Origin of the sequence: Stenotrophomonas sp. GD03958 (genome assembly GCF_029839005.1) — a bacterium.
GTDB classification, from domain to species: Bacteria; Pseudomonadota; Gammaproteobacteria; order Xanthomonadales; family Xanthomonadaceae; genus Stenotrophomonas; species Stenotrophomonas hibiscicola.
This window is the reverse complement of sequence record NZ_JAOBZT010000061.1, coordinates 1-26,445: the sequence shown is the minus strand read 5'-3', so window position 1 is coordinate 26,445 and position 26,445 is coordinate 1. Positions and strand designations below refer to the sequence as shown.

General features: G+C 66.6%; 22 protein-coding genes. 19 read left to right on the top strand and 3 right to left on the bottom strand.

What is annotated here, in order from left to right:
- On the bottom strand, positions 1-737 hold a 737-nt coding region (locus N5C25_RS15990; protein WP_279937268.1), incomplete at its 3' end, for a helix-turn-helix domain-containing protein.
- Between the two features lie 126 nt (positions 738-863).
- Between N5C25_RS15990 and hisS the strand changes: the two genes are divergently transcribed.
- From hisS to cueR, 19 genes are all read left to right on the top strand, one after another.
- Positions 864-2,258, top strand: coding sequence for a histidine--tRNA ligase (gene hisS, locus N5C25_RS15985; protein ID WP_279937267.1), 1,395 nt, complete (start codon positions 864-866; stop codon positions 2,256-2,258).
- A gap of 263 nt (positions 2,259-2,521) precedes the next feature.
- Entirely contained in the window at positions 2,522-2,830 is a 309-nt protein-coding gene (locus tag N5C25_RS15980) for a YerC/YecD family TrpR-related protein (RefSeq protein WP_005416326.1), read from the top strand.
- A gap of 34 nt (positions 2,831-2,864) precedes the next feature.
- A complete protein-coding gene (gene hisG, locus N5C25_RS15975; RefSeq protein ID WP_134735653.1) occupies positions 2,865-3,776 on the top strand; it encodes an ATP phosphoribosyltransferase in 912 nt (303 codons plus the stop codon).
- Positions 3,773-5,068, top strand: a complete 1,296-nt coding sequence (hisD, locus tag N5C25_RS15970) for a histidinol dehydrogenase (protein WP_279937266.1) — start codon at positions 3,773-3,775, stop codon at positions 5,066-5,068. Before hisG ends, hisD begins: the two co-directional genes overlap by 4 nt.
- Positions 5,065-6,159: a histidinol-phosphate transaminase gene (gene hisC / locus N5C25_RS15965; protein ID WP_279937265.1), complete on the top strand. Its 1,095-nt coding sequence runs from the start codon at positions 5,065-5,067 to the stop codon at positions 6,157-6,159. The genes hisD and hisC overlap by 4 nt, the downstream gene beginning before the upstream one ends.
- Positions 6,156-7,229, top strand: coding sequence for a bifunctional histidinol-phosphatase/imidazoleglycerol-phosphate dehydratase HisB (gene hisB / locus N5C25_RS15960; protein ID WP_279937264.1), 1,074 nt, complete (start codon positions 6,156-6,158; stop codon positions 7,227-7,229). The genes hisC and hisB overlap by 4 nt, the downstream gene beginning before the upstream one ends.
- A complete protein-coding gene (gene hisH / locus N5C25_RS15955; protein ID WP_279937263.1) occupies positions 7,226-7,828 on the top strand; it encodes an imidazole glycerol phosphate synthase subunit HisH in 603 nt (200 codons plus the stop codon). Before hisB ends, hisH begins: the two co-directional genes overlap by 4 nt.
- Entirely contained in the window at positions 7,825-8,559 is a 735-nt protein-coding gene (hisA, locus tag N5C25_RS15950) for a 1-(5-phosphoribosyl)-5-[(5-phosphoribosylamino)methylideneamino]imidazole-4-carboxamide isomerase (RefSeq protein WP_279937262.1), read from the top strand. Before hisH ends, hisA begins: the two co-directional genes overlap by 4 nt.
- Positions 8,553-9,329 carry an imidazole glycerol phosphate synthase subunit HisF gene (gene hisF / locus N5C25_RS15945; protein ID WP_279937261.1) on the top strand — a complete coding sequence of 259 codons (777 nt, stop codon included), beginning with the start codon at positions 8,553-8,555 and terminating at the stop codon, positions 9,327-9,329. The genes hisA and hisF overlap by 7 nt, the downstream gene beginning before the upstream one ends.
- Positions 9,319-9,939, top strand: a complete 621-nt coding sequence (gene hisIE / locus N5C25_RS15940) for a bifunctional phosphoribosyl-AMP cyclohydrolase/phosphoribosyl-ATP diphosphatase HisIE (RefSeq protein WP_012480037.1) — start codon at positions 9,319-9,321, stop codon at positions 9,937-9,939. The genes hisF and hisIE overlap by 11 nt, the downstream gene beginning before the upstream one ends.
- 148 nt (positions 9,940-10,087) lie before the next feature.
- A complete protein-coding gene (locus N5C25_RS15935) occupies positions 10,088-11,677 on the top strand; it encodes a calcineurin-like phosphoesterase family protein (protein WP_279937260.1) in 1,590 nt (529 codons plus the stop codon).
- A gap of 35 nt (positions 11,678-11,712) precedes the next feature.
- Entirely contained in the window at positions 11,713-11,997 is a 285-nt protein-coding gene (locus N5C25_RS15930; protein WP_005409434.1) for a hypothetical protein, read from the top strand.
- A gap of 89 nt (positions 11,998-12,086) precedes the next feature.
- Complete coding sequence (locus N5C25_RS15925; RefSeq protein ID WP_279937259.1) at positions 12,087-13,109, top strand: glucokinase; 1,023 nt, start codon at positions 12,087-12,089, stop codon at positions 13,107-13,109.
- A 51-nt stretch (positions 13,110-13,160) separates the two neighbouring features.
- Positions 13,161-14,159: a N(4)-(beta-N-acetylglucosaminyl)-L-asparaginase gene (locus N5C25_RS15920; protein WP_279937258.1), complete on the top strand. Its 999-nt coding sequence runs from the start codon at positions 13,161-13,163 to the stop codon at positions 14,157-14,159.
- A complete protein-coding gene (locus N5C25_RS15915) occupies positions 14,156-14,893 on the top strand; it encodes a copper homeostasis protein CutC (RefSeq protein ID WP_279937257.1) in 738 nt (245 codons plus the stop codon). The genes N5C25_RS15920 and N5C25_RS15915 overlap by 4 nt, the downstream gene beginning before the upstream one ends.
- Positions 14,894-15,058: 165 nt before the next feature.
- Complete coding sequence (locus tag N5C25_RS15910) at positions 15,059-15,688, top strand: hypothetical protein (protein WP_180878049.1); 630 nt, start codon at positions 15,059-15,061, stop codon at positions 15,686-15,688.
- Positions 15,689-15,983: 295 nt separating this feature from the next.
- Entirely contained in the window at positions 15,984-18,941 is a 2,958-nt protein-coding gene (locus tag N5C25_RS15905; protein ID WP_279937256.1) for a TonB-dependent receptor, read from the top strand.
- A 160-nt stretch (positions 18,942-19,101) separates the two neighbouring features.
- A complete protein-coding gene (locus N5C25_RS15900) occupies positions 19,102-21,603 on the top strand; it encodes a heavy metal translocating P-type ATPase (RefSeq protein WP_279937255.1) in 2,502 nt (833 codons plus the stop codon).
- A gap of 11 nt (positions 21,604-21,614) precedes the next feature.
- Entirely contained in the window at positions 21,615-22,070 is a 456-nt protein-coding gene (gene cueR, locus N5C25_RS15895; RefSeq protein WP_058979984.1) for a Cu(I)-responsive transcriptional regulator, read from the top strand.
- 79 nt (positions 22,071-22,149) lie between these two features.
- On the opposite strand, the gene N5C25_RS15890 is transcribed toward cueR, so the two are convergent.
- Both N5C25_RS15890 and N5C25_RS15885 read right to left on the bottom strand, forming a co-directional pair.
- Positions 22,150-22,344: a heavy-metal-associated domain-containing protein gene (locus N5C25_RS15890; protein WP_021204511.1), complete on the bottom strand. Its 195-nt coding sequence runs from the start codon at positions 22,342-22,344 to the stop codon at positions 22,150-22,152.
- 200 nt (positions 22,345-22,544) lie between these two features.
- Positions 22,545-25,622 (bottom strand): TonB-dependent receptor, encoded by a 3,078-nt coding sequence (locus N5C25_RS15885; protein WP_071305715.1) that lies wholly within the window; start codon positions 25,620-25,622, stop codon positions 22,545-22,547.
- Between the last annotated feature and the right edge of the window lie 823 nt (positions 25,623-26,445).

Here is a 26,445-nt window from a genome sequence, read left to right as displayed (position 1 = left end):
CCGGCCAGCATGCGCAGTCCATCCTCATCGAGGATCTCCACCACGTTCAAATGGGGCAGGGCAATCAATCCCTGCTGGCGCAGCTTGGTGAAGGTGCGGCTGACCGTTTCCATGGTCAGGCCCAGGTGGTCGGCGATATCGCCACGCCCCATCGGCAGCGATACGCGCAGGCCGTCACCACCCAGCCTGGCCTCGCGCGCGGCCAGGCGCAGCAGGAAATCAGCCAGCTTCTCTGCCGGCTGCAGGCGTGCCAGCGCCAGTGCAGCGTCCTGCGCGGCATCCAGTTCCTGGCAGGCACGCTGCAGCAGCTTGCGCTCCAGGTGCGGGAAGCGGCTGCGCAGCGCCTTCATCTGCGGCAACGCGACGCGGCATACGCGGCTGTCGGCGATGGCTTCGATGTCGTAGCGGTGATGGTCGCTGCCACTCAGTCCGAGGTAGTCGCCGGGAAGCACGAAACCGTTGATCTGGCGGCGGCCGTCGGCCAGGGTGCGTACCAGTCGCAGTGCGCCAGCGGTCAATGTATAGACATGGTCGCGCTCTTCGCCGGTGCGGGCCAGGGTACTGCCCATGCTGACCTGCTGGGAAACGGTGACCTGTTCCAGTGCCTGCACTTCATCGGGCGACAGCGCCGAGCACACCGCAAGGTGGCGAACCGAGCAGTGCAGGCAGTCCAGCGTGTTGCAGGACGGCGCGGCGGGATCGTTGGTGGCGGGCGGAGCGCCGGAAGGCCGTGACATGTTGCGGGGGCGTATCGCGGGCGGGGAGGGCCTTATGATACTTCAAGCGGCCGTTCGACCCTGCCCGAGGCGGGGGCGCTAGAATGTCGCCCCCTCCCACGTCCCGTTCCAGCAGGAGTTCCGCCCGTGATCAAGCCCCGTACCCCGCCCGGCACCCTTGAACTGTTGCCGCGCGAACAGATTGCGTTCCAGCGAATGCTGGACGTGATCCGTCGCAACTACGAGCGCTTCGGGTTCCTGCCGGTGGAGACGCCGGTGTTCGAGCTGTCCGACGTGCTGCTGACCAAGTCCGGCGGCGAGACCGAGCGCCAGGTGTACTTCGTGCAGTCCACCGGTGCGCTGGCCAATGCGGCCGAATCGGGCGACCGTTCGCTGCCGGAAATGGCGCTGCGCTTCGACCTGACCGTGCCGCTGGCGCGCTACGTGGCCGAGCACGAACACGAACTCACCTTCCCGTTCCGTCGCTACCAGATGCAGCGCGTGTACCGCGGCGAGCGTGCCCAGCGCGGCCGTTTCCGTGAGTTCTACCAGTGCGACATCGACGTGATCGGCAAGGACAGCCTGAGCGTTCGCTACGATGCCGAAGTGCTGGCGGTCATCCACGCCGTGTTCTCGGAACTGCGCATCGGTGACTTCAACATCCAGTTGAACAACCGCAAGTTGATGCGCGGCTTCTTCGAAAGCCTGGGCGTGGCCGAAGGCGAGCGCCAGCTGGCGGTGTTGCGCGAAGTGGACAAGCTGGACAAGCGCGGCGCCGATTACGTGCGCGAGACGCTGGTGGGCGAGGGTTTCAACATCCCGGCCGAACAGGTCGAGAGGATCCTGGCGTTCGTAGCCGTGCGTTCGCAGGGGCATGCCGATGCGCTCGCGCAGTTGGCTGCCCTTGAAGCCGACGCCGGTTCTTCGGAGATCCTGCGCACTGGCGTGGCCGAACTGCGCGAGGTGCTGCAGCTGGTGCAGGCGCTGGGCGTGCCGGAAACCGCATACTGCCTGAACTTCTCCATTGCGCGCGGCCTGGACTACTACACCGGCACCGTCTACGAGACCACGCTGACCGACCACCCGCAGATCGGCTCGATCTGCTCGGGCGGCCGCTACGAGGACCTGGCCAGCCACTACAGCAAGTCGAAGCTGCCGGGCGTGGGCATTTCCATCGGCCTGTCGCGCCTGTTCTGGCAGCTGCGCGAGGCTGGCCTGATCGATGGCATCGAGGCCAGCAGCGTGCAGGCGCTGGTGGCGCTGATGGACGAGCAGGGCATGCCGCAGTCGCTGGACATCGCGCGTCGCCTGCGCGCCGGTGGCATCAACACCGAAGTGCAGATGGAGCCGAAGAAGATCGGCAAGCAGTTCCAGTACGCGGCCAAGGCGGGCATCCGCTTCGTGGTGCTGGCCGGTGAAGACGAGCTGGCGCGCGGCGTGGTGGCGGTGAAGGACCTGGTGCGCGAGCAGCAGTTCGAAGTCTCCCGCGATGAGCTGGCCAGCACCCTGCAGGTCGAGCTGGAGCAGTCGAAGGTGATGTAACGGGCGGTTGGCCGCGCGCCACCACGCCACGAAAACGCCCGCCACCCGGTGGGCGTTTTTTTTTGCCATTGCCTGGGATCAGGGCGGTTTTCCTCCAGAAACGGATCCGCCCCCGCCAACCTTCAGCAACCTGGCATTTGACCTTGCTTCGCATGCAGCTGGCGCAGGGGCAGCGCCGCCCAGCCTCCCCCAGATTTGACGCGCTGCGCAAGAATGCGCTAATGTACTAACGCGCTATTACATTCATGCATGGAAACAGCCCCGTGAAAGCCCGCCCCGAGATTGCCGCCAAAGACCCCAAGGCCGACCTGGAAGCCCTGGCCCGGGCCTTTGCCGCCCTGCGCGAGCCGGAGCAGGTGGAAGCCTTCCTGCGCGACCTGTGCACTCCGGCCGAGCTGGAAGCCATGGCCGACCGCTGGAAGGTGGTGCCGCTGCTGCAGCAGGGCGTGCCGTACCGCGAGATCCACGAGCGCACCGGCGTCAGCGTGACCACCACCGGACGGGTGGCGCGCACGCTCGAGCATGGCCATCGAGGCTATGCCGCCGCCATCGACCGCCTTGCTTCGCGCTGATCCGCGCCCCGTTCCGAACTTCGAGACCTCCCCCATGAGTGCAACCCAGGCAGCGCCGGCGCGAGACCGGCTGCGTATCGCCATCCAGAAGAGTGGCCGGCTGGCCGAGCCCGCCCGCAACCTGCTCAGCGCCTGTGGCCTGAGCTGGCGGGAGAGCCGTGACAAGTTGTTCTGCTACGGCGAATCGCTGCCGGTGGACCTGCTGCTGGTGCGCGACGACGACATCCCCGGCCTGATCGCCGACGGCGTCTGCGACCTCGGCATCGTCGGCCGCAACGAGCTGGACGAGCAAGCCGCAGCACGTCGCCAGAGCGGCCTGCCCGACGCCTACCAGGCGCTGCGCGGGCTGGGCTTCGGCCAGTGCCGGCTGATGCTGGCGGTGCCCGAGGAATGGCAGTGGCAGGGCCCGGCGCAGCTGGCCGGCACCCGCATCGCCACCAGCTACCCGGCCATCCTCACGCAGTGGCTGGCCGAGCAGGGCGTGGACGCGCAGGTGGTCGAGCTGTCCGGGTCGGTGGAAATCGCCCCGCGCCTGGGTACCGCCGACCTGATCTGCGATCTGGTGTCCAGCGGCGCCACGCTGCGTGCCAACCAGTTGACCCCGGTACACAATCTCCTCGACAGCGAGGCGGTGCTGGCTGGTGCGGTGCGCGTGCCGGATGATGCACGTGCATCGCTGCGCGCGATGCTGCTGCGTCGCCTCGACGGCGTGGTGCAGCGCCAGGACCGCAAGCTGCTGATGTTCCGCGCCAGCGAGGATCGCGTCGACGCGCTGGCGCAGTTGCTGGCCGATGCCGAGCCGCTGGTGCGGTTGCCGGCCGATGGCGGTGCGCTGCGCCTGCAGACCATGTGCCCCGGCCCGCTGAGCTGGCAGCGCATGGAGGAACTCGAGCGCGCGGGCGCGCAGGGCCTGATGGTACTGAGCGTGGAGCGGTCGCTGGCATGAACCGTCTGACCTGGTCCCGACTTGATGAGGCCGCGCGCAGCGCGGCATTGACCCGCCCGGTGCAGACCGTGGCGCAGCAGACCCGCGACGCGGTGGCGACGCTGATTGCACAGGTGCGCGCGCAGGGCGACGACGCGCTGCGTGCGATCACCGCGCGTTTCGATGGTGTCGAACTGTCGTCCTTTGAAGTGAGCGAAGCCGAGTTCGCTGCGGCCGAAGCCGCCGTACCCGGCGAACTGCGCCAGGCCATGGTGGACGCGGCCGAGCGCATCGCCCGCTTCCACGCCGCCGGCATGGGCAAGGGATACGCAGTTGAAACCGCGCCGGGCGTAGTCTGCGAACGCATGCTGCGTCCGATCGGCCGGGTGGGCCTGTACGTGCCAGCCGGCAGCGCGCCGCTGCCGTCCACCGCGCTGATGCTGGGTGTTCCGGCACAGCTGTCCGGCTGCCCGCAGGTGGTGCTGTGCACGCCGCCGCGAGCCGATGGCAGCGCAGACCCGGCCGTACTGGTGGCGGCGCGGCTGACCGGCGTGCAGCGCGTGTTCAAGCTGGGCGGCGCGCAGGCGATCGCTGCGATGGCCTATGGCACCGCCAGCGTTCCGGCCTGTGACAAGCTGTTCGGGCCGGGCAACAGCTTCGTGACCGAAGCCAAGCAGCAGGTCGCGCAGGATGGCGCCGCCGCCATCGATATGCCGGCCGGTCCCTCCGAAGTGCTGGTGATTGCCGATGCTGGCGCCAATCCGGCGTTCGTCGCCGCCGACCTGCTGTCGCAGGCCGAGCATGGCCCGGATTCGCAGGTACTGCTGCTGACCGACGATGCCGCGATGCTGGCCGCGGTCGAAGCCGAGGTGGAGCGCCAGGTGGTCTTGTTGCCGCGCCAGCAGATCGCGCGCCAGGCCTTGTCGGCCTCGCGCCTGATCCAGGTCGATTCGCTGGACGAGGCCTTCGCGATCAGCAACCGCTATGCACCCGAGCACCTGATCCTGGCCCTGCGTGATCCGCGCGCGTGGCTGGACAAGGTGCAGGCCGCCGGCTCGGTGTTCCTGGGGGATTACACCCCCGAAGCACTGGGCGACTACTGCAGCGGCACCAACCACGTGCTGCCGACCGCCGGTGCCGCGCGTGCCTATAGTGGCGTCAGCGTTGCCAGCTTCCAGAACCTGATCAGCGTGCAGAGCGCCAGTGCCGCCGGCCTGGCCGCGATCGGCGGCTGCGCGCGCATCATCGCCAGCGCCGAAGGCCTGGATGCCCACGAGCGTGCGGTGGCATTGCGCATGGAGGTGGCGGCATGAGCGCGGCTGTCGAGGAGGTGCTGGCGCTGGTGCGCCCGGATCTGCAGGCGTTCGCCGGCTACAGCTCGGCACGCAGCGCAGCGGTGCAGGGCGAGGTCTGGTTGAACGCCAACGAGTCCGCCTGGGCCAATACGGCCGACGCGGCTGGCAGCAGCCGGCGCTATCCGGAGCCGCAACCGTTGGCGTTGCGCGAAGGCTTGGCGGCGCTGTACGGCGTGACGCCACAGCAGCTGCTGGTCGGCCGCGGCAGCGACGAGGCCATTGATCTGCTGGTGCGCGCGCTGTGCGTGCCGGGCCGCGACGGCGTGCTGGTCACGCCGCCGGTGTTCGGCATGTACGCCGTCTGCGCACGCCTGCAGGGCGCCGCATTGATTGAAGTGCCGCTGGTGGACAGCGAGGATGGCCTGCGCGCCGACCTGGATGCGGTGATCGACACCGCCAGGGCACGCAATGCCAAGCTGGTGTTCCTGTGCGCCCCGTCGAACCCGGCCGGCAGTGATATCGCCCTGGATGAAGTCGAGCGCGTGGTGGTTGCGCTGCGCGGGCAGGCGCTGGTGGTGGTGGACGAGGCCTATGTCGAGTACGCGCAGCGGCCGTCGGCGACCACGTTGCTGGCCGCGCACGCCAACCTGGCGGTGCTGCGCACGCTGTCGAAGGCACACGCGCTCGCGGCCGCTCGTATTGGAACGCTGATCGGCGCCCCGGAACTGATTACCGTGCTGCGTCGTTGCCAGGCGCCGTACCCGGTGCCGACCCCGTGCGCCGAGCTGGCCGTGCAGGCCTTGCAGCCGGCCGCGCTGGCACGCACCGCCGAACGCGTGGCCACGGTCATCGCCGAACGCGAGCGCCTGCGAACGGCACTGGCCAGCCTGCCCGGTGTACGCCGGGTGTACGTCTCGTCCGGCAACTACCTGCTGGTCCGCTTCACCGATGCCCAGGCCGCGTTCGATACGCTGCTGGCTGCGGGCGTGGTGGTGCGGGACCAGCGCGCCGCGCCGCAGTTGGGTGATGCGCTGCGCATCAGCATCGGCAGCCCAGAAGAGAATGACCGCGTGCTTGCGGCCCTGTCGGCGCGGAGGGCCGCAGCATGACCCCGATCCTGTTCATCGACCGCGACGGCACCCTCATCGAGGAGCCGTCCGACTTCCAGATCGACGCCTACGAGAAGCTGCGCTTCGTGCCGCAGGTGATCCCGGCGCTGCTGAAGCTGCGTGACGCCGGCTACCAGTTCGTGATCGTCACCAACCAGGATGGCCTCGGCAGCGACAGCTACCCGCGCGCCAGCTTCGATGGCCCCAACGACCTGATGCTGCAGATCTTCGAGAGTCAGGGCATCACTTTCCGTGACGTGCTGATCGACTGCAGCTGGCCGCAGGACAATGCGCCGACCCGCAAGCCGGGCATCGGCCTGATGACCGCCTACCTGCAGGACCGCAGCATCGACTGGGCGCGCTCGGGCATGGTTGGCGACCGCATCACCGACCTGCAGTTCGCCGAGAACCTCAACATCCGTGGCTTCCAGCTGCGGACCGCGCAGTTCGGTGGTCAGTGGGACTGGCCGGGCATCGCCCACGCGCTGGCCGACGCGCCGCGTACCGCCGTGGTCCAGCGCAATACGAAAGAAACGAAGATTCGCGTAGAACTCGATCTGGATCGTGCGGGCGATGCGCGCATCTCCACCGGACTGCCGTTCTTCGACCACATGCTGGAGCAGATCGGCAAGCACGGTGGCTTCGCGCTGGACATACGGGCCGAGGGTGACCTGCACATCGACGAGCACCACACCATTGAAGACACCGGGCTCGCATTGGGCCAGGCCCTGCGCGAGGCGCTGGGCGACAAGCGCGGCATTGGCCGCTACGGCTTCACCCTGCCGATGGACGAGACGCTGGCCAGCGCCGCACTGGATTTCAGCGGCCGGCCCTACTTTGTGTTCGAGGGCGAGTTCAAGCGCGAGCGCGTGGGCGACATGCCGACCGAGCTGGTGCCGCATTTCTTCCGCTCGCTGTGCGATGCCAGCGGCCTGAACCTCAACCTGCAGGTACGCGGCGACAACGACCATCACAAGGTGGAGGCCTGCTTCAAGGCGCTGGCACGCGCGCTGCGGCCGGCGTTGGCCCGGCAGGGCACGGCGTTGCCAACCACCAAGGGGGCGCTGTGAGTGACGTTGCGCTGATCGATGCCGGCGGTGCCAACCTGGGCTCGGTGCGCTATGCACTGGAGCGTCTGGGTGCGACGGTGCGGCTGGTGCGCGATGCGGCCGGCCTGATCGGCGCGCAGCGGGTGATCCTGCCCGGTGTCGGCGCCGCCGGTCCCGGCATGCAGCGCCTGCACGCGCAGGGCCTGGTGGAACCGCTGCAGCGACTGGAGGTACCGCTGATGGGCATCTGCCTCGGCATGCAATTGCTGTTCGAGCGCTCCGAGGAAGCGGGTGTGGAGACACTGGGGCTGATTCCCGGCGTGGTGCGCAAGCTGGTGCCGGCCTGCGGCATCCGGGTGCCACACATGGGCTGGAACCGGCTGCTGCCACTGCGCGAATCGCTGCTGCTGCGCGGCGTGCCGGAGCGTGCCAGCGCCTACTTCGTGCACAGCTATGCGGCGCCGCTCAATACCCACACCGTCGCTGCCTGCGACCACGGCGGCCTGTTCACTGCCGTGGTGGAGCAGGGGCGTTACTACGGCGCACAGTTCCACCCCGAGCGCTCCGGCGAGACCGGCTCGCTGATGCTGCGCAACTTCCTCGAGGGCACGGCTGCATGAGTTTCATCGTCTACCCCGCGCTGGATATCCGCGACGGCCGCGTGGTGCGGCTGCGCCAGGGCGACTACGCGCAGGAAACCTCGTATGGCGATGATCCGTTGCCACGCGCGCAGGCCTTCGCCGCGCAGGGTGCGCAGTGGATGCATCTGGTCGATCTGGACGCTGCGCGTGCCGGTGGCTACACCCTTGCGCCGCTGCTCGCGTCGATCCGTGCGCAGACGCCGCTGCAGGTGCAGACCGGCGGTGGCGTGCGCGGTCGGGACGACGTGGCGCGCATCCTTAATGCTGGCGCCTGCCGCGTGGTGGTCGGTTCGCTGGCGGTGCGCTGCCCCGATGAAGTGGTCGGCTGGCTGGAGGAATTCGGCGCCGAACGCATCACCATTGCGCTTGACGCCCGCCAGGATGCACAGGGCCAGTGGCAGCTGCCGGTGCACGGCTGGACCGAGAACGCCGGGGTGACCCTGGACGTTCTGGCTCAGCGCTACGCACGCGCCGGCATGCGCCACCTGCTGTGCACCGACATCGCCCGCGACGGCATGCTGGCTGGGCCCAACATCGGCCTCTACCAGCACCTGTCGGCATTGCTGCCGGGCGTGGCGGTGCAGGCGTCCGGCGGCATCCGTGACGTGGCCGACGTTGCCGAAGCGCGACGTGCAGGCTGCGGTGGCGCGATCCTTGGCAAGGCGCTGCTGGAGCAGCGCATGGACCTGTCGGAGGCACTGGCATGTTGAGCCGGCGCATCATTCCGTGCCTGGACGTGCGCGATGGCCGGGTGGTCAAGGGCGTGCGCTTCCGAGATCACGTCGACATGGGCGACATCGCCGAGTTGGCGCAGCGCTATCGCGACCAGGGGGCGGACGAGCTGGTGTTCTATGACATCGGCGCCAGCCCCGAGGCGCGTTCGGTCGACGTTACCTGGATCGAGCGCATCGCGCGGCTGATCGACATTCCGTTCTGCGTGGCCGGTGGCATCGACAGTGTGGAAACCGCGCGTCGCGTGTTGTTCGCCGGTGCCGACAAGGTGTCGATCAATTCGCCGGCGCTGGGCCGGCCGGAGCTGATCACCGAGCTGGCGGACGAGTTCGGCGTGCAGTGCGTTGTGGTGGGGGTCGATTCGGTGCGCGAGGCCGACGGGCAATGGCGGGTGCGTCGTTTCAGCGGCGATCCGGACAAAACCCAGGCGGTGCCGCTGCGCACGCTCGACTGGATCGTCGAAGCGCAACGGCGTGGAGCCGGCGAGATCGTGTTGAACTGCATGGACAGCGATGGCGTGCGCCGCGGCTACGATGTCGCACAGTTGCAGCAGGCGCGGGCACTGTGCCAGGTGCCGCTGATCGCCTCTGGTGGCGCCGGTGCGATGGAACATTTCGCAGAAGCCTTCGACCAGGCCGACGTCGATGGTGCACTGGCGGCGAGCGTGTTCCACAGCGGCGCGATCGCCATTCCAGAATTGAAGCGCTACCTGCGCGGACAGCAGATCGAGGTGCGGGATGTCTATTGAAGTCAGGCCATCATTGGACGCATTGCAGGCGCTGGACTGGAGCAAGGGCGACGGCCTGCTGCCGGCCGTGGTTCAGGATGCCGACACCCTGCAGGTGCTGATGCTGGGCTATGTGAGTGCCGAATCGCTGGCGGCCACGCTGGCCATCGGCCACATGACCTTCTTCAGCCGCAGCAAGCAGCGGTTGTGGACCAAGGGCGAGCAGTCCGGCAACGTGCTGGTGGTGCAGTCGATCAGCGTCGACTGCGATGCCGATACTTTGCTGGTGATGGCACGGCCGGCGGGGCCAACCTGCCACACCGGTGCAGAGAGCTGCTTTGACCAGGCGCCGAAGGATTTCCTGGGCGGGCTGGGCCAGCTGGTGGCGATGCGTGAGGCGCAACGCCCGCCGGGCAGCTACACCACCAGCCTGTTCGAGGGCGGCATCCGCCGTATCGCGCAGAAGGTGGGCGAGGAGGGCGTGGAGACCGCATTGGCCGCCGTGGCGCAGGATGACGAGGCATTGCTGGGCGAGGCGTCGGACCTGCTGTACCACCTGCTGGTGCTGCTGCGCGCGCGCGGGCTGTCGCTGGATGATGCGCGCGCGGTACTGGAAAAACGCCATCGTTGAAGTGCGGTAGTGCCGGCCGCTGGCCGGCAACCTCATCATCTTCGGGCATCTAGGGCTTGCCGGCCAGCAGCCGGCACGACCCGCCGGCAATGCAGCCGAGCGTGGCTCGGCTCTACAATACCGCGTCTCTTTCTGCCGGATGCCTCCCATGAAACTGCCTGCCGCCTGGCTGTGCTGCCTGTTGCTGACCTCGCCGGCCTGGGCTGCGGACACCGTGGTCAGCGGCAAGGTGTATCTGGAGCGTGACGGCAAGCCTGGCCGCGGTGCGACCGATCCGGGCCTGGCCGGGGTGCAGGTTTCCAACGGCGAGACCATCGTCAAGACTGCCGCTGACGGCAGCTACAGCTTGCCGGTGCGCGACGGCCAGACCGTATTCGTGATCAAGCCTGATGCGTATTCCTTCCCGAAAGCGGCCGACGGCCTGCCTTCGTTCTGGCGGCACTATCGCCCGAACGGTTCGCCGGCGTTGAAGTACGGCGGCATCCCCGCGACCAGCGACGTCACCCGCAACTGGGATTTCGCCCTGCAGTCGGATCGCCATGACAGTCGGCGCGGCTTCCAGATGCTGGTGTTCACCGACTCCCAGACCGCGAGCCTGAAGGACATCGGCTACTACCAGCAGTCGATCGTGGCGCCGCTGGTCGGCCAGACCAAGGCGCGCATGGGCACCACCCTGGGTGACATCGTCAACGATGACTTGACTCTCTACCCGGCGATCAACAAGGTCACCACCGGACTTGGCGTGCCGTGGTTCCATGTGCCGGGCAACCACGACCTCGATTTCGATGCGGCCAGCGACGAACACTCGCTGGACAGCTGGCGCAACATCTACGGTCCGGACACCTACGCGGTGGAAGAGGGCGGCGCCAGTTTCGTGTTCCTGGACGACGTGGTGTACGACCCCAAGGCCAGGCCGAAGTACATCGGCGGCCTGCGCGAAGACCAGTTCGCCTTCCTCGCCAGCTACCTGAAGGGCCTGCACAAAGACCGCCTGCTGGTGCTGGGCATGCACATCCCGCTGTTCGACGCGGCGCCAGGGCGCGAGACCTTCCGCCATGCCGACCGCCAGCGCCTGTTCGACCTGCTCAAGGACTTCCGCAATGTGCTGGTGCTCAGTGGCCACAGCCACACCCAGCAGCACGTCTACCACAGCAAAACCGAAGGCTGGAACGGCGACAAGCCGCTGCACGAGTACAACGTCGGCGCCAACTGCGGCGCGTTCTGGTCGGGGGTGAAGGATGCCGCCGGCGTGCCGGACAGCACCATGAGTGATGGCACGCCGAAGGGCTACGCATTGCTCGACGTGGCCGGCAACGGCAGCTATCGCCTGCAGTACCGCGTGGCCGGCAAGCCGGCCAGCGAGCAGATCGGCCTGCATGCGCCGAAAGTGCTGCGCCAGGGGGCTTACCCGGCGTGGGGCATCTATGCCAACGTCTACATGGGTGAGGATGCCAGCGTGGTTGAGTACCGCGTTGATGGCGGCGCTTGGCAGCCGATGAAGCAGGTCAGCCAGCCCGACCCGCGCCTGATGGTGGAGAACGTGGCCGACGATCTGGCTGACAGCCTGCGTGGCTACGACCGCTCGCCGGAGGCCACCGCGTCGCCGCACCTGTGGCGTGGCGCGCTGCCGACCGACCTGGCCGTGGGCAGCCACAAGGTCGAGGTACGCTCCACCCAGCCCGATGGCGCGGTGTTCACCGCCACCACCCGCTACAGCCTGCAGACGGCCCAGCCCTGACACGCCGCAAGGCCTCTCCAGCGAAAGGACCCCGCATGGATATCCGCTTCATGGCCGGCACCACGCCGGTGACCCTCAGCCGCCACTGGTTCACCGGCGCGATGCTGCTGCAGAGCGCCACCGAGAAGGTCTGGGTGCAGCATCCGCTGCATCCGGGCACGCACTTCTCGTTCTCGCTGGTACAGTCGTGGCTGCGCCACATCGCCGGCCACGAAGTGCTGGTCGAGCGCACCCGGCCGCTGCTGTTTGCCGGCTTCCGCCCGCAGCGGCTGCGCGTGCTGGTGGATGGCGTGCAGGTGGCCGAACAGGAAGGCATGTAGGCCAACCTGAACCGCCGGCGCGCTAGGCAAAGCCGCCCCGATGCCTGAGAATCGAGGCGATTCAATCGATCCAAGCAGGCCAGGCCAGCGTGACCATCGCAGCAGCGTCCACGGTTTCCACCGACTCCGCCCGCGGCGGTCTTCCGCGCAGTCTCGTTGTCGCCGATGTCGGCGGCACTTTCGCCCGTTTGGCGCTGGCTGAAGCGCAACCCGGCCACGCACCACGGCTGGGCAGCCACCGCACCTATGCCTGCGCCGAGCACCCCAGCCTGGCGGCGATCCTTGCTGATTTCACCGCTGGCCTCGGCCAGCCGGTGCAGACCGCGGTGGTCGCCATCGCCGGCCTGCTCGATGGCGATGTACTGATCAATTCCAATCTGCCGTGGACGGTCTCGCTGTCGGCCACCCGCGCGCAGTCCGGGCTGCATGAGCTGCAGTTGATCAATGATTTCGAAGCGGTGGCGCTGGCCATCCCGTACCTGCAGCCTGCCACTCTGGTGCCACTGAACGGCGATGCTGACCCGGCGCAGGCGTTCCCGGCGCTGGTGCTGGGCGCCGGTACCGGCCTGGGCGCGGCACTGCGTTTCGCCGATGGCGAGCGCCCGGTGCTGGCCAGCGAGATCGGCCATGCCGCGCTCGGCGCCGGCAACGCGCTGGAACTGCAGGTGCTGGGCAAACTGCTGCAGCGCTGGGCGCACGTGGACAACGAGCGCGTGCTGTCCGGCAGTGGCCTGATGAACCTGTACCCGTGCCTGTGCGAGCTGCGCGGCGTCACCCCGGTGTGGACCAGTACCGAAGCACTGATCGGTGCCGCCCGCAGCGGTGAAGACGCGCTGGCGGTGGAGACGCTGCAGGTGTTCTGCGCCTGGCTGGGCAGCCTGGCCGGCGACGCAGCGATCGCCGTCGGTGCGCGCTCGGTGTACCTCGCCGGAGGTATTTCCGCGCATGTGCAGGATTTCCTGGCCGATGGCCGCTTCCGTGAGCGCTTCCTCAACAAAGGCGTGCTGACCGAGGTGCTGCGCCAAGTGCCGGTATGGCGCGTGGAGCACGGCCAGTTGGGCGTGCTCGGCGCAGCGGTCTGGCACGCCGCACGGCAGCCCACGCACGACTGATCGGCATGACCGGCATCGTGCCGGCCGTGCATTGCAGACTGGGAGGGGAAGATGGTGGATCGCAGGCAGTTACTGCAGGCCGGTGCACTGGCTGCAGGCATGGCGGCTTTGCCGGGCGTGCAGGCGCGCACGCAGGGTGGGGCCAGGGTGGTTTCGACCTGGGACTTCGGCGTACCGGCCAACCAGGCCGCGTGGAAGGTACTGGCGCAGGGCGGCAGCGCGCTGGATGCGGTGGAAGCAGGCGCACGCTGGGCCGAGAGCGAGCTGTGCAACCCCACCGTCGGCCATTGTGGCAACCCCGATCGCGACGGCGTGCTGAGCCTGGACGCGAGCATCATGGATGGCGATGGCCGTTGTGGCGCAGTGGCCGCGCTGGTCGACATCCTGCATCCGGTGTCGGTGGCCCGCAAAGTGATGGAGAACAGCCCGCACGTGCTGCTGGTGGGCGAGGGCGCGCAGCAGTTCGCGATGCAGCAGGGTTTCGAGCGCAAGCACCTGCTGACGCCGCAGGCCGAAGCGGCCTGGCGCGAGTGGCTGAAGACGGAGAAGTATCAGCCGCAGATCAACGCCGAGCGCCGTGGTATTCCTGGCAACAGCGACAACCACGACACCATCGGCATGCTGGCGCTGGATGCCAAGGGCCACCTTGCCGGTGCCTGCACCACCAGCGGCATGGCCTGGAAGCTGCACGGCCGGGTCGGCGACAGCCCGATTATCGGTGCCGGCCTGTATGTCGACAACGACGTGGGCGCGGCCACTGCTTCGGGCGTGGGTGAAGAGATGATCCGCAACGCCGCTTCGTTCCTGGTGGTCGAACTGATGCGCCAGGGGCGCTCGCCGGCACAGGCCTGCCGCGAAGCGATCGACCGTGTGGTGCGCAAGCGGCCGGAGGCGAGCAAGACCCTGCAGGTGTGCTTCCTGGCCATGAACAAGCAGGGCGAGGTCGGCGCCTGCGCGTTGCATCGCGGCTTCGTCTACGCGGTGTGCGATGCGCAGCGCCAGGATGACCTGCGCGACTCGCCGTCGATCTACACGAGCAGCCAGGCGTGAGCACGCGGCTGACCCTGGAGGTCGCCAGCAATTCGCTGGCTTCGGCACTGGCCGCGCAGGCCGGCGGCGCCGACCGCATCGAGCTGTTCGACAACCTGGCCGAGGGCGGCACCACGCCGTCCTTCGCCAGCATCGCGATTGCCCGCGAACGCCTGTCGATTCCGCTGTTCGTGCTGGTGCGGCCACGCCCGGGCGACTTCCACTACGACGCGCTGGAAACCGAACTGATGCTGCGTGACATCGCGCAGTGCCGCGCGCTGGGCTGCGATGGCGTGGTGATCGGTGCGCTGGACGTGCAGGGCGGCATCGACCTGGTGCTGTGCCGGGAACTGGTGCAGGCCGCCGGGCCGTTGCAGGTGACCTTCCATCGCGCCTTCGATGCGGCCCGCGACCTGCCGGCAGCGCTGGAACAGGTGATCGGGCTGGGCTGCCAGCGCGTGCTGACCTCGGGCGGGCAAGTCAGCGCCGAGGCCGGTGCCGAAGTGCTGGCGGGCCTGGTGACCCAAGCGAAGGGACGCATCAGTGTGATGGCCGGCGCGGGGCTGGGCCCGGCCAATATCGCCGCCGTTGCGCGACGGACCGGCTGCACCGAACTGCACGCCTCAGCCAAGGGCCTGCGCCGGTCGGTGATGCAGTTCCAGAACCCGGCGCTGCGCGGGCTGGACCTGGACTGGAGCCAGACCGCCACCGCCACTGTTGCCGCGCTGCGGCAGGCGCTGGACGGCGCAAGGTAGCCCGCTTCTTATGTAGAGCCGAGCCCACGCTCGGCTGCTCTTTGGGCCCCGGGGTCGGATCCCTTCGCAGAATGGCTCCGACCCCGGGCCTGCCCATCGTTGCGGCCGAAGAAGTGACGCTTACAGCACGTTCGAACGGCTGGGGCGGCAGGCCAAGTCGTTGAAATGGATACGCTGGTGCGCCGTCGCATGGCGGCGCAGTCGGTGATTGCCGATAGTGGTTCATACCGTCGTTCGCCAACGAACTCCCGCATGTTTCGACTGTTCCTGCTGCTTGTCTGCGTGGTGCCAGCCATTGCAATCGGCGCACGTGAAGGGCATGCACCGGAGTGGGTGCGGGAGGTGACTGCCGACAAGGACCTGCAGGTTGACCCCGAAATGGTTGGTGTGAGGCTTGAGCCAACCGCGCGGGGCGCGTTCCTCGACACGCGCGTACATCGGATCGGGGAGAAGCGCTTTCGCGCGCTGTATCAGGTGTTCGATTCAAACGCTTCCAACCCGATGGGACGTTGTGGCGCTGGGCGCGAGATCCATCTGTTCGTCTACGAATTGACCCTGCCGAAGCCCATTGAGCGCGGCAGGGTGTTGATCAGCAGCTGCCTTGAAACCCTGTCTCTGGTGAGCCAGAACTCAGGGCGATCCAACAGTGAATCCGACTTTTCCTCGGTCATCTGGCAGGGGGACGGGTTCTCCATCGAGTGGTGGGGTATCGGACCCGGAGGCGATACGTCGAGCCATTACGCGCTCCGAAATGACCGCTTCGTCCCGACTCGATCGGGTGAGGGGAATCGCTGAGGGCGGACAAAACCGTTCCGCGCGCGGTTGTCGTGATCGTGTCACTACTTCGTGCGCCGTTCTCTCAGTGATGTGTCGCAACTATTTGATTGTTATGGATGTCGGTGGCCGCTAGCGGCATTCCGCCGGCTGTTGCTGCGCCGCCGCATGCCGGGCGTGGTTCAGCTGTGCTTTAGTTTGGATCGATCCACAGGGGAGGTGCCATATCGGTCGTGAACCGATCCAAGCGCCTGGATCCGTCGTAGTGCCGCGCCACCGTCCGCCCGTGCGTCCACATCTTCGAAGAGCAACCACCATGGCTCAGATCGTCCACAAGCGTCGCCACCTGCTGTCCCAGGCCCTGATCCTGGCCCTGCTTCCCCTGGCTGCCAATGCGCAGCAAGCCTCAAGCTCGTCTACCAAGGATCTCGACGCGGTCACCGTCACCGGCTCGCGCATCAAGCGCGCCAGTGTCGAAGGCCCGGCCCCGGTCAACGTGATCACCGCGCAGCAGATCCAGAAAGAGGGCTTCGTCAGCGTGTATGACGCGCTGAAGACGCTCACCGAAGCGACCGGCACCGTTGAAGCCGCCTCGCAATGGGGCTCGCACACGCCCAACGCCAGTGGCCTGAACCTGCGCGGGATGGGCCCGAACCGTTCTCTGCTGCTGGTCAACGGCCGCCGTGTGGCCGACTACCCGCTGCCCTACGGCGGCGAAACCAATTTCTCCAACTACGGCAACATTCCGGCCGCAGCAGTGGAGCGCATTGAAGTGCTGACCGGCGGCGCCTCGGCCATCTACGGTTCGGATGCGATCGCCGGCGTGGTCAACGTCATCCTCAAGACCAACTACGACGGCGACGAAGTGCGCGTGCGTGGCGGTACCTCCACAGAAGGTGGACGAGATACCTGGGACCTGTCCTGGGCCGGCGGCAAGACCGGCGACAACTGGAGCGTGACCTACGCGCTGCAGTACACCAAGCGCGATCCGCTGTTCGGACGCGACCGACCGCAGATGGACGACGCCGACGACGCACCGTATCCCTCCTGGAACATGGAGCAGCGCAAGGTCGGCTTCCGCCCCACCTCGGGCCTGGCATTGATCGACCCGACCAACGGCCAGCGCCTGGCACCGCCTGCAGGCACCTGCGAGAAGTTCGACGGCGAGTACTACACTGCCGATCGGCTGGTCTACAACTACGCTACCAACACCATCACCAACACCGGCCGCCTGTGCGGCATGAGCGCCGACTACGCCAACTGGCTGCTCACCGGCGGCGCCGAGAATGTTTCCGGCAACCTCTACGCCACCTTCGATTTCAGCAGCGACCTGCAGGCCTGGACCAACCTGGCGGTATACCACTCCGAAGCGATCTGGGGCACCAATCCGCCCAGCGTCTCGCTGATCGACGACAACAACGGCTATTACTGGGATGCCAACCGCAACCGCCCGATCCTGGGCGTGCGCCAGTTCACTCCGAACGAAGTCGGTGGCCTGGATACCCTGCGCAACACCAACCGCGAGCTGTCCTGGGACTGGAGCGCAGGCCTGCGTGGCCGCCTTGCCGATCGCTTCGACTGGAGCGCCTCGGTGGGCCGTTCCTACTACCGCGTGGAAGAACGGCAGAACGTGGTGGACGAGCAGAAGTCGTACGACTACTTCCTCGGCCCGCGCCTGGGCACCACCCCCGATGGCGAGGCGATCTACGCGTTGAACGAATCGCGCTGGTGGAATCCGCTCACGCCGGACCAATACTGGCAGATGGGCACGGTGGCCAGGAACCGCGCGTCATCGTGGGTCAACCAGGCCTCTGCGGATATCACCGGCGAGCTGTTCCAGGGCTGGGCAGGCCCGATCTCGTTCGCAGCGGTAGCTGAAGTCGCGCAGCAGGGCTACCACCTCAGCCCGGACCCACGCGCCGGCATCGATTTCGACCTGCAGAACGTCGACCGCGGTGGTGGCGAGCGCACCCGGTATTCAGCGGGCGTCGAGTTCAAGATCCCGCTGCTGGAGAGCGTGACGGCCACCGCGGCCGCACGCTACGACCGCTATGGCAACTACAAGGCCGATGACAGCAGTGAAGCGTTGGATATCGGCAGCCAGAAGGAAACCACCTGGAACGTCGGCCTGGAATGGCGCCCGGTCGAATCGCTGCTGGTGCGTGGCTCGTATGCCACCAGCTTCCACGCGCCGGACATGCACTACCTGCTGGGCCAGCCGAGCAGTTCCGAAGTGCAGACCTATGATCGCCTGCGCTGCATCCAGAGCGGTGCCTACCTGGTCAACAACTGTGGCGTGGGCAACACCGATGTCTGGTACACCTTCGACGTGAACCGCCGTGGCACGCCGCTGCTGCGCTCGGAAACCGGTGATTCGTGGACGGTCGGCTTCGTCTGGGACGTGATGCCCAACCTGTCGGTCAGCGCCGACTACTGGGCGATCAAGCTGGAAGACATGATCGTCGACGTCGGCGCCGACGAGGTGCTGGCCAGCGAGGCCGGCTGCCTGACCGGCAAGAACATCGATGGCACGCCATGGGCCAATCCGGCCGGTGGCGACTACTGCGCCGGCATCCTGGCGCGCGTGAACCGTGACAGCAACGGGCGCCTGGTGTCGATCGAGCGCGGCCCGTTCAACCTGGCCAGCCGCGAAGTGCGTGGCGTCGACCTGACCGCGCGCTACCGTCTGGAGACCGCGCAATGGGGCAGCTTCCAGCTGGGTGTGAACTACACCAACCAGATCTCCACCAAGGAACAGCGCTACGCCAACGACCCGAACCCGGAACGCCGCGACCGCGACCTGCGCAGCAAGCTGCGCGCGAGCCTGGCCTGGCAGCGCGGCAACTGGAATGCCAATGTCTATGCCGACCGCGTGGGCTCGGTGCCGGGCGTGCGCTACCACTGGGGCACCGACCGCCTGGACAACCCCGGCGGCTGCCTGCCGTTCGCCGATGGCTACGTGCCCAGCGACAGCCCGTCGCTGAACTGCCTGGAGCCGGCAACGCGTCCGGATGGCTCGCCGAACCCGAACCCCAATGCCGGGCAGCAGACGGCGCGCTACTACGGTCGAGTGGGGCCGTTCATCACCTGGAACTTCAACGTGGGCTACCAGGTGACCGAACACGCGAAGGTAAACGTGTACGTCAACAACGCCTTCAACTCCGCCAGCTGGAACCACAAGGATCCGTACAAGCTGGACTATGACTTCGCCCCGACCCGGTTGCTGAGCGCGGTCGGCCGTGAGCTCGCATTGGAGTATGTGTTCACGTTCTGAAGAGACCGACCTCGCCGGTAGATCCACGCCATGCGTGGATGCGGAAACGGAACGCCGGGGGCGGCGCCCCCTTCAGGCATGCGGACAGGCTGGATTTGACCTTCCCACGATGGCAAGGTTTAGCCTGTCCGCATCCAGAAGGAACCCCGGGAATCCGATCATGAGCACGCCCCGCGCCGCTGCCGCCTCCGCAAGTCCTGCCACCATCAGCCTGCCCATCGAGGGCATGACCTGCGCCAGCTGTGTCGGCCGGGTCGAGGCGGCGCTGTCCAGGGTCGAAGGTGTGGGCAGTGTTTCGGTCAATCTGGCCACCGAGCGCGCGGATATCCGCCCGTCCGGCCCGGTCGATCGGGCCGCGCTGATCCAGGCGGTGGAGCGGGTGGGCTACGACGTACCTGCCGCCACCGTTGAACTGGCCGTGGAAGGCATGACGTGCGCCTCCTGCGTGGGCCGCGTGGAGCGCGCGCTGCTGGCGGTGTCAGGCGTGAGCCAGGCCAGCGTCAACCTGGCCACCGAGCGCGCCACGGTGCGTGGCGTGGCGGATGCTGCGACGCTGGTCGCCGCCATCGACAAGGCCGGCTATGACGCACACGTAATCGAGGCGGGTGTGCAGTCCGATGACGAGGCCGTAGAAAAGAAGGATGCCGAGCGTGCCGAACTGAAGCGCGACCTGATCGTGGCCACTGCGCTGGCATTGCCGGTGTTCGTGCTGGAGATGGGCTCGCACCTGATTCCCGGCATGCACGAATGGGTGATGGCCACGATTGGCATGCAGGCCAGCTGGTACCTGCAGTTCGCACTGACGCTCCTGGTGCTGGCCATCCCCGGTCGCCGTTTCTACCAGAAGGGCTTCCCGGCGCTGCTGCGCCTTGCACCGGACATGAATTCGCTTGTGGCGGTGGGCACCGCTGCGGCGTTCGGCTATTCGGTGGTCGCGACCTTTGCACCGCGGCTGCTGCCGCCGGGGACGGTGAACGTCTACTACGAAGCGGCGGCGGTAATCGTCGCACTGATCCTGCTCGGCCGCTTCCTCGAAGCGCGCGCCAAGGGCCGTACCTCGGAGGCGATCAAGCGCCTGGTCAACCTGCAGGCCAAGGTCGCCCACGTGATCCGTGACGGCCGCACCGTCGATATCCCGGTCAATGAAGTGCAGAGCGGCGACGTGGTGGAAGTGCGGCCAGGCGAGCGTGTGCCGGTCGATGGCGAGGTGGTTGAAGGCCGCAGCTACATCGACGAATCGATGATCAGCGGCGAGCCGATTCCGGTTGAGAAGCAGCCGGGCAGCAGCGTGGTGGGCGGTACGGTCAACCAGAAGGGCGCACTGACGGTACGTGCGACGGCGGTGGGCGCGCAGACCCTGCTGGCGCAGATCATCCGCATGGTCGAACAGGCGCAGGGCTCGAAGCTGCCGATCCAGGCGTTGGTTGACAAGGTCACGCTGTGGTTCGTGCCGGCGGTGATGCTGGCCGCGCTGGCGACCTTCGCAGTCTGGCTGATCTTCGGCCCGTCGCCGGCGCTGAGCTTCGCGCTGGTCAATGCGGTGGCGGTGCTGATCATTGCCTGCCCGTGCGCGATGGGCCTGGCCACGCCGACCTCGATCATGGTGGGGACCGGTCGTGGCGCCGAAATGGGCGTGCTGTTCCGCAAGGGCGAAGCGCTGCAGCTGCTGAAGGATGCGCAGGTGGTGGCGGTGGACAAGACCGGCACGCTGACCGAGGGTCGCCCGCGCCTGAACGACTTCGAGATCACGGACGGCTTCGATCGCAGCACAGTGTTGGCGACAGTGGCTGCAGTGGAATCGCGCTCTGAACATCCGATCGCCCGCGCCATCGTCGATGCAGCCACTGAACAGGGCATTGCACTGCCGTCGATGGTCGATTTCGAATCGGTCACCGGCATGGGCGTGCGTGCCAGCGTTGATGGTGCGCGGGTGGAGGTCGGTGCCGATCGCTTCATGCGCGATCTGGGCGTGGACATCACTTTGTTTGCGGCGCTGGCGGCAGAGCTGGGCACCCAGGGCAAGTCGCCGCTGTATGCCGCCATTGACGGTCGCCTGGCCGCAATCATCGCGGTATCCGATCCGATCAAGCCGAGCACGCCGGCCGCGATCGCGGCACTGCATCAGCTTGGCCTGAAGGTGGCGATGATCACCGGTGACAACGCTGGTACCGCGCAGGCGATCGCGCGCCAGCTCGGCATCGACGAAGTGGTGGCCGAGGTGCTGCCGGAAGGCAAGGTCGAGGCGGTGCGCCGCTTGAAGACCACACATGGCCATGTCGCCTTCGTCGGCGACGGCATCAACGATGCGCCGGCACTGGCCGAGGCCGATGTCGGCCTGGCGATCGGAACCGGTACCGATATCGCGGTGGAATCGGCCGACGTGGTGCTGATGTCGGGTAACCTGCAGGGTGTGCCGAATGCCATTGCGTTGTCGAAGGCGACGCTGGGCAACATCCGGCAGAACCTGTTCTGGGCCTTTGCCTACAACACCGCGTTGATTCCGGTGGCCGCCGGCGTGCTGTATCCGGTCTGGGGCGTGCTGCTGTCACCGGTGTTCGCGGCCGGTGCGATGGCCCTGTCCAGCGTGTTCGTGCTGGGCAATGCGCTGCGCCTGCGCCGCTTCCAGCCACCGATGGCGGATGCCGCCGCCGTCACTCATTGAAGGGAATACCCATGAACATCGGTGAAGCCGCCAAAGCCTCCAGCGTGTCGGCGAAAATGATCCGCTACTACGAACAGATCGGCCTGATTCCCGCCGCTGATAGAACCGAGTCGGGCTACCGGGCGTATTCGCAGGCGGACATCCACCGCCTGCGTTTCATCCGCCGCGCACGCGATCTGGGCTTCCAAGTGGCCGAGATCACCGATCTGCTCGGCCTCTGGAACGATACCTCGCGGCACAGCGCCGACGTCAAGCACCTGGCCGAGCAGCACATCGCCGATCTGGAGCAACGCATCGAGCACATGCGGCAGATGGCCGACACGCTGAAGTCGCTGATCAGCTGCTGCGCGGGCGATGAGCGCCCGGAGTGCCCGATCCTGGAGCGGTTGGGTGAGGACAATGGGACGCTGGTACCGGTCGATACCGCGAAGACTGGTGCGGTGCGGCGGCGTACGCACAAGCATTGACTCGATATCGCATGCATGAAAAAGCCCGCCGGGTGCTGTAGTACCCGGCGGGCTTTTCAGAATGGGACAGGACAGTGGATCAGGCAGTACGCGGCGGGAAGCCGGCATCGGTCAGTGCCGCCACGATCTGCGCTTCGCTGGCCGAGGTCTGCACCTGCACTCGGCGGCTGGCCGGATCTGCCTGCACGCTGGCCTGCGGATCGACCAGTTCGATCGCCTTGGTCACGCTGCGCGCGCAACCGCCGCAGGTCATGCCTTCAACATGGAATTCCATCCGTAGCTCCTTGGGTGCTCTTGGGGTGGAGTCAGTGTGCACCTTCCAACGATGGCAGGGTCAAGTGCCGGGCTGAACGACAGGCAAGGCGGCAAAAAAAACGGCAGCCGCCTGTACCAGCGCGGCTGCCGTGGAGGAACGTCCCCGCCAGGGCGGGGCGCGGGTTGCACCGGGGCGCGCCCGGGCAACCCGGTGTTGCCTTAGAACTTCCAGGTAGCGCCGAAGTACAGCTGGCGGCCTGCATAGGTATTGGAGATCAGGCGTGCCTTGGTGTCGCTTCCCAGGTGCACGCGCTGCTCGGACTTGGTGGCGTTGATCACCGAGGCGGTCAGGGTCCAGTCCGGGGTCAGGTTGTAGGCAACATTCAGATCCAGCTGGTCATACGGTTCGGTGTAGACGGTGAGGCCATTGTTGAGCCCGCCGACCACTTGGCCGCGACGGTTGAACGAAGCGCGCGCGAGGAACTTCTCGTTCTCGTAGAAGACCGTCACGTTGGCCTGGTTCTTGGCGCTGCCGACCAGCGGCGAGGAGCCGATTTCCTGCCCGTCCAGAACAATGGAAGCCAGGTTGGTGTCGTTGTAGGTGTAGTTGGCCTGCACGCCGAAGCCGAAATCGAAGGTGTACTGGCCATACAGCTCGACGCCTTGCGACACACCATCGCGGCCATTGGCCTGGGTCTCGTAGCGCTGCACGTTCACCGCTTCACCGTTGATGACCATGGGCGTGTCGCGCACCACCGGCAGGGTGAAGTTGTCCACGTTCTTGCGGAACAGGCTGACGCCGGCGACCGCGCCCGGCTGGAAGTACCACTCCAGGCCCAGGTCGAACTGGGTGGCCTTGAACGGCTCCAGCTGCTTGTTGCTGCCCTGGCCGACCCAGCCTGCGGTCGATGCGCCACCGGCAACGCGGCGATCATTGACGTACTCCTCGCTGTAGTAGCTCAGTGCGCCCGGTGCTGCGATGTCGGTGTAGCCAGGGCGGGCGATCACCTTCGATGCGGCACCACGCAGCACCAGCGTGTCGGTGATGTCCCATGCGATGTTGAAACTCGGCAGCACGTCGGTGTAGGTGCGGTCCACGCCGATCAGGCTGTAGGTCTTGCTCTGCGCCAGGTCATGCGGCAGGCGCACGAAGCCGCTCTCGCAGCTGTAGGTCGGGTAGGCCGCAGCGGCGGGGTCGGTGCACGCCATCGGCGCGCCGGACGCGTTGTCCAGGAAGTAGTCGTTGAACTTCTCGATCGAGTCGGAAGACTGCGCGAACTGCTTGGTGCGCACCACGCGCACGCCGACATTGCCGCGCACGCGCTCGGTGCGGAAGTTGGCCTGGAAGTAGCCGGAGTAGATCTTCTCGTTGACGTTGTAGACGAAGTCTTCCTCGGTACGGTTGTGCGAACCACCGTAGGTCTTGTTCAGATAGTCGATGTACGCCGGGTAGTTGATGCCCGGGAACACGTTGGCATTGAAGCCACCGGCAATGTTGCTGATCGGATTGGACAGGAAGAAGCCGGGCTGCGCATCGCCGGCAGTCGGATCGCAGCCACTCTGGTAGCGGCTGTTGTCATAGTCGGCCGGGTCACGGCCGGGGCACACCCAGTAGGTGTTGCCGGTGTTGCGGTGCACCTTGCCGTCGCGGTATTTGGCACCGAACTGGATTGAATCCAGCCAACCGGACTCGAACAGCTTGGTCACGTCGGCCTGGAAGTAGTTCTGCTTGACCTCGGTGCGCTTCCACGACGAATCGGTCGAGCCTGTGTCGACTTCGGCGATGCCGTTCATCAACTGCTGCTGCAGGTCGGGCGAGAAGGTGGCAGACGGCGTGCCGGTCAGGTCCCATGCGCTGTATTGGTTACCGGACAGGTAGTCGTTGCCGACCTTGCGGCGCGGCTTGGCCGACATGCGGAAGTTCATCGACGGACCACCTTCGGACCAGGTGCGGCCACCGGTGAACGAGGCCTTCCACAGCGGGCTGATGTCCCAGTCGATGGTCAGGTCGGCGGTCTGCGACAGCGCCTTTTCCTTGCTGTAGCCACCGGTCAGCTGCGGTGTCGGAATCGTGCAGTCGTCCGGGCCCCAGCCGCCGGGCTTGAGGCCGGCGGCCTTGGCCTGGTCTTCGCTGCAGTAGTAGGTCTTTCCAGCCAGCTTTTCGAACTGGGCACCCGTGACGGTGTTGCCGCTGGCATCGAAGTCCAGGCCATTGAGAAGGCGGCCTCCGGCCCAGTTGCCGTCCTGGTTGTAGCGCGCCATGCTCCATTCCGGAATCTTCAGCATGTTCTGGGTGTAGTCACCCTGCAGCTCGAAGCGGAAGTAGTTGGCGGTCATCGTGACGTTGTCGACCGGCTTGAACTGGAAGGTCAGCTGGCCGCCCTTGCGCTCGCGCTTTTCTTCCTTCACCGCGAAGTTGACCGAGGTCGGCATGAAGAAGTCGCTGTAGTTGCCGCCGGTCTGGTTGTTGAAGCCGGACTTGCCCCACCAGTAGTGGATGCCATCCTGCTGCTGCACGTTGCCATAGGCGTCGCGTGCCCTGCCGGCGCCGTACCACTGGTAGTCCTCGGTGCTGGCTTCCATGGTGCGGGTCGTGCGCTTCTGCTGCGTCACGCCGACCAGCACGCCGAAACGCTCATCCTTGCTGTGCCACGAATAGAGGGCCGAGGCCTGCGGGTCGATATCGTGGTGGGTATCGGAGGAGGTGCCCTCGAGCGTGACGAAGCCCGAGTTGGACTCCATGTCCAGCGGACGGCGGGTGTGCAGGATGACCGTGCCGCCGATGCCGCCTTCGTCGATGCGTGCTTCCGGCGACTTGAACAGCTCGGCGCTGGACAGCATGTTCGACGGCAGCAGGGTGTAGTTGAACGAACGGGTGGCTTCGTCGTTGGTTTCCGACGTGGCCACGTAGTTGCCATTCAACTGGGTCAGGGTCAGGTCCGGCGCAAGGCCGCGCACGCTGACACTCTTGCCTTCACCACCGCTGCGGGTGATGACCACGCCGGGCACGCGCTGCAGTGCGTCGGCCACGTTCTTGTCGGGGAACTTGCCGACGTCCTCGGCGGTGATCACTTCGACAACGGCGTTGGCGTCGCGCTTCTGCTCAAGGCTCTTTTCGATGGCGTAGCGGTAGCCGGTGACCTGGACGCTGTCCAGAGTGGTGGCATCCGGCGCGCCGGTAGACGTGGCCTGTTGCGCGGCGGCGCCAGCCGGAATGACGGCGGCGGCCAATGCCAGCGCGATGGCCAACGACAGTGCGTCCTGGCCATGCGTACGTATTGAATGCTTCATTCCCATCTCTCCCTCTCTCCTGGATTGATCCGGTGACGTGGCACGGACAACTTGAATCGATCTAATTTGAAGTGACTTTGCGGCTGTCGCCATGTGGGTGGCAGAGCACCGCGCGTGTGGCCTGGTACGTCCTGTTGCTGCTCCCCCAAACTCCGGGCCATCGCAATGTCGTTCTTGGATCGATCTAAGCGATGGGCGGGCGATTTTTAGCACGGGTCGCCCGTGGGCGCATGCTGCTGCGCAATATGGTACTGGCGTGGCGAAGGGATGACGGTTTGCTGAAATCAGTGAAATCGTTTTCGTGCGCAGGGGAAGGGTGGGTCGGCAGGGCTGCGCCCTGCACCTGCGGTAGTGCCGGCCGCTGGCCGGCAACAGCCAAAGCCAAAGCCAAAGCGGCTCTGGGTTGTCTGTGGCTTGGCGGGGCGGTGTGGGCTGGCAGGACACGCCGTAAACCCCCCTTCCGGGGTCCGGCCCAGCCGCTGGCGGCTGTGCGTTCGGGCGCTTGCGAAGCAGTGCTTCGCAAGCAAAGCGCCCTCACCCCTGGGGGCTCGATGGCGCCATCCATGGCGCCAACGGTCCTGCCAGCCCACACCGCCCCGCCTTCGACAGTTTCCCGGTGACGGTTGGATTGATCCTGGTGCGGCATGTGGTCATGGGGTCAGATCCGTTTTCCTTTGGAAAACGGAACTGACCCCCGATTGTTTCGTTATCTGTCAGAGATTCATCCACGAATGGCGTGGATCCACAGACCGCAGAGATCTGTCGAAGGCGGGGTGGGTCCGGTTGCGGGGGTGTCCGCGGCATGGATGCCGCGGCCAAGCCCCCAGGG

What these genes read in the sequence shown, in the direction of transcription:
- N5C25_RS15930 (WP_005409434.1), top strand. Translation starts at nt 11,713, where the DNA reads ATGGATATCCGCTTCATGGCCGGCACCACGCCGGTGACCCTCAGCCGC.
- hisD (WP_279937266.1), top strand. Translation starts at nt 3,773, where the DNA reads ATGAACCGTCTGACCTGGTCCCGACTTGATGAGGCCGCGCGCAGCGCG.
- N5C25_RS15905 (WP_279937256.1), top strand. Translation starts at nt 15,984, where the DNA reads ATGGCTCAGATCGTCCACAAGCGTCGCCACCTGCTGTCCCAGGCCCTG.
- hisC (WP_279937265.1), top strand. Translation starts at nt 5,065, where the DNA reads ATGAGCGCGGCTGTCGAGGAGGTGCTGGCGCTGGTGCGCCCGGATCTG.
- N5C25_RS15890 (WP_021204511.1), bottom strand. Translation starts at nt 22,344, where the DNA reads ATGGAATTCCATGTTGAAGGCATGACCTGCGGCGGTTGCGCGCGCAGC.
- N5C25_RS15900 (WP_279937255.1), top strand. Translation starts at nt 19,102, where the DNA reads ATGAGCACGCCCCGCGCCGCTGCCGCCTCCGCAAGTCCTGCCACCATC.
- hisG (WP_134735653.1), top strand. Translation starts at nt 2,865, where the DNA reads ATGAGTGCAACCCAGGCAGCGCCGGCGCGAGACCGGCTGCGTATCGCC.
- cueR (WP_058979984.1), top strand. Translation starts at nt 21,615, where the DNA reads ATGAACATCGGTGAAGCCGCCAAAGCCTCCAGCGTGTCGGCGAAAATG.
- hisA (WP_279937262.1), top strand. Translation starts at nt 7,825, where the DNA reads ATGAGTTTCATCGTCTACCCCGCGCTGGATATCCGCGACGGCCGCGTG.
- N5C25_RS15885 (WP_071305715.1), bottom strand. Translation starts at nt 25,622, where the DNA reads ATGGGAATGAAGCATTCAATACGTACGCATGGCCAGGACGCACTGTCG.
- hisB (WP_279937264.1), top strand. Translation starts at nt 6,156, where the DNA reads ATGACCCCGATCCTGTTCATCGACCGCGACGGCACCCTCATCGAGGAG.
- hisF (WP_279937261.1), top strand. Translation starts at nt 8,553, where the DNA reads ATGTTGAGCCGGCGCATCATTCCGTGCCTGGACGTGCGCGATGGCCGG.
- hisIE (WP_012480037.1), top strand. Translation starts at nt 9,319, where the DNA reads ATGTCTATTGAAGTCAGGCCATCATTGGACGCATTGCAGGCGCTGGAC.
- N5C25_RS15910 (WP_180878049.1), top strand. Translation starts at nt 15,059, where the DNA reads ATGGATACGCTGGTGCGCCGTCGCATGGCGGCGCAGTCGGTGATTGCC.
- N5C25_RS15920 (WP_279937258.1), top strand. Translation starts at nt 13,161, where the DNA reads ATGGTGGATCGCAGGCAGTTACTGCAGGCCGGTGCACTGGCTGCAGGC.
- N5C25_RS15935 (WP_279937260.1), top strand. Translation starts at nt 10,088, where the DNA reads ATGAAACTGCCTGCCGCCTGGCTGTGCTGCCTGTTGCTGACCTCGCCG.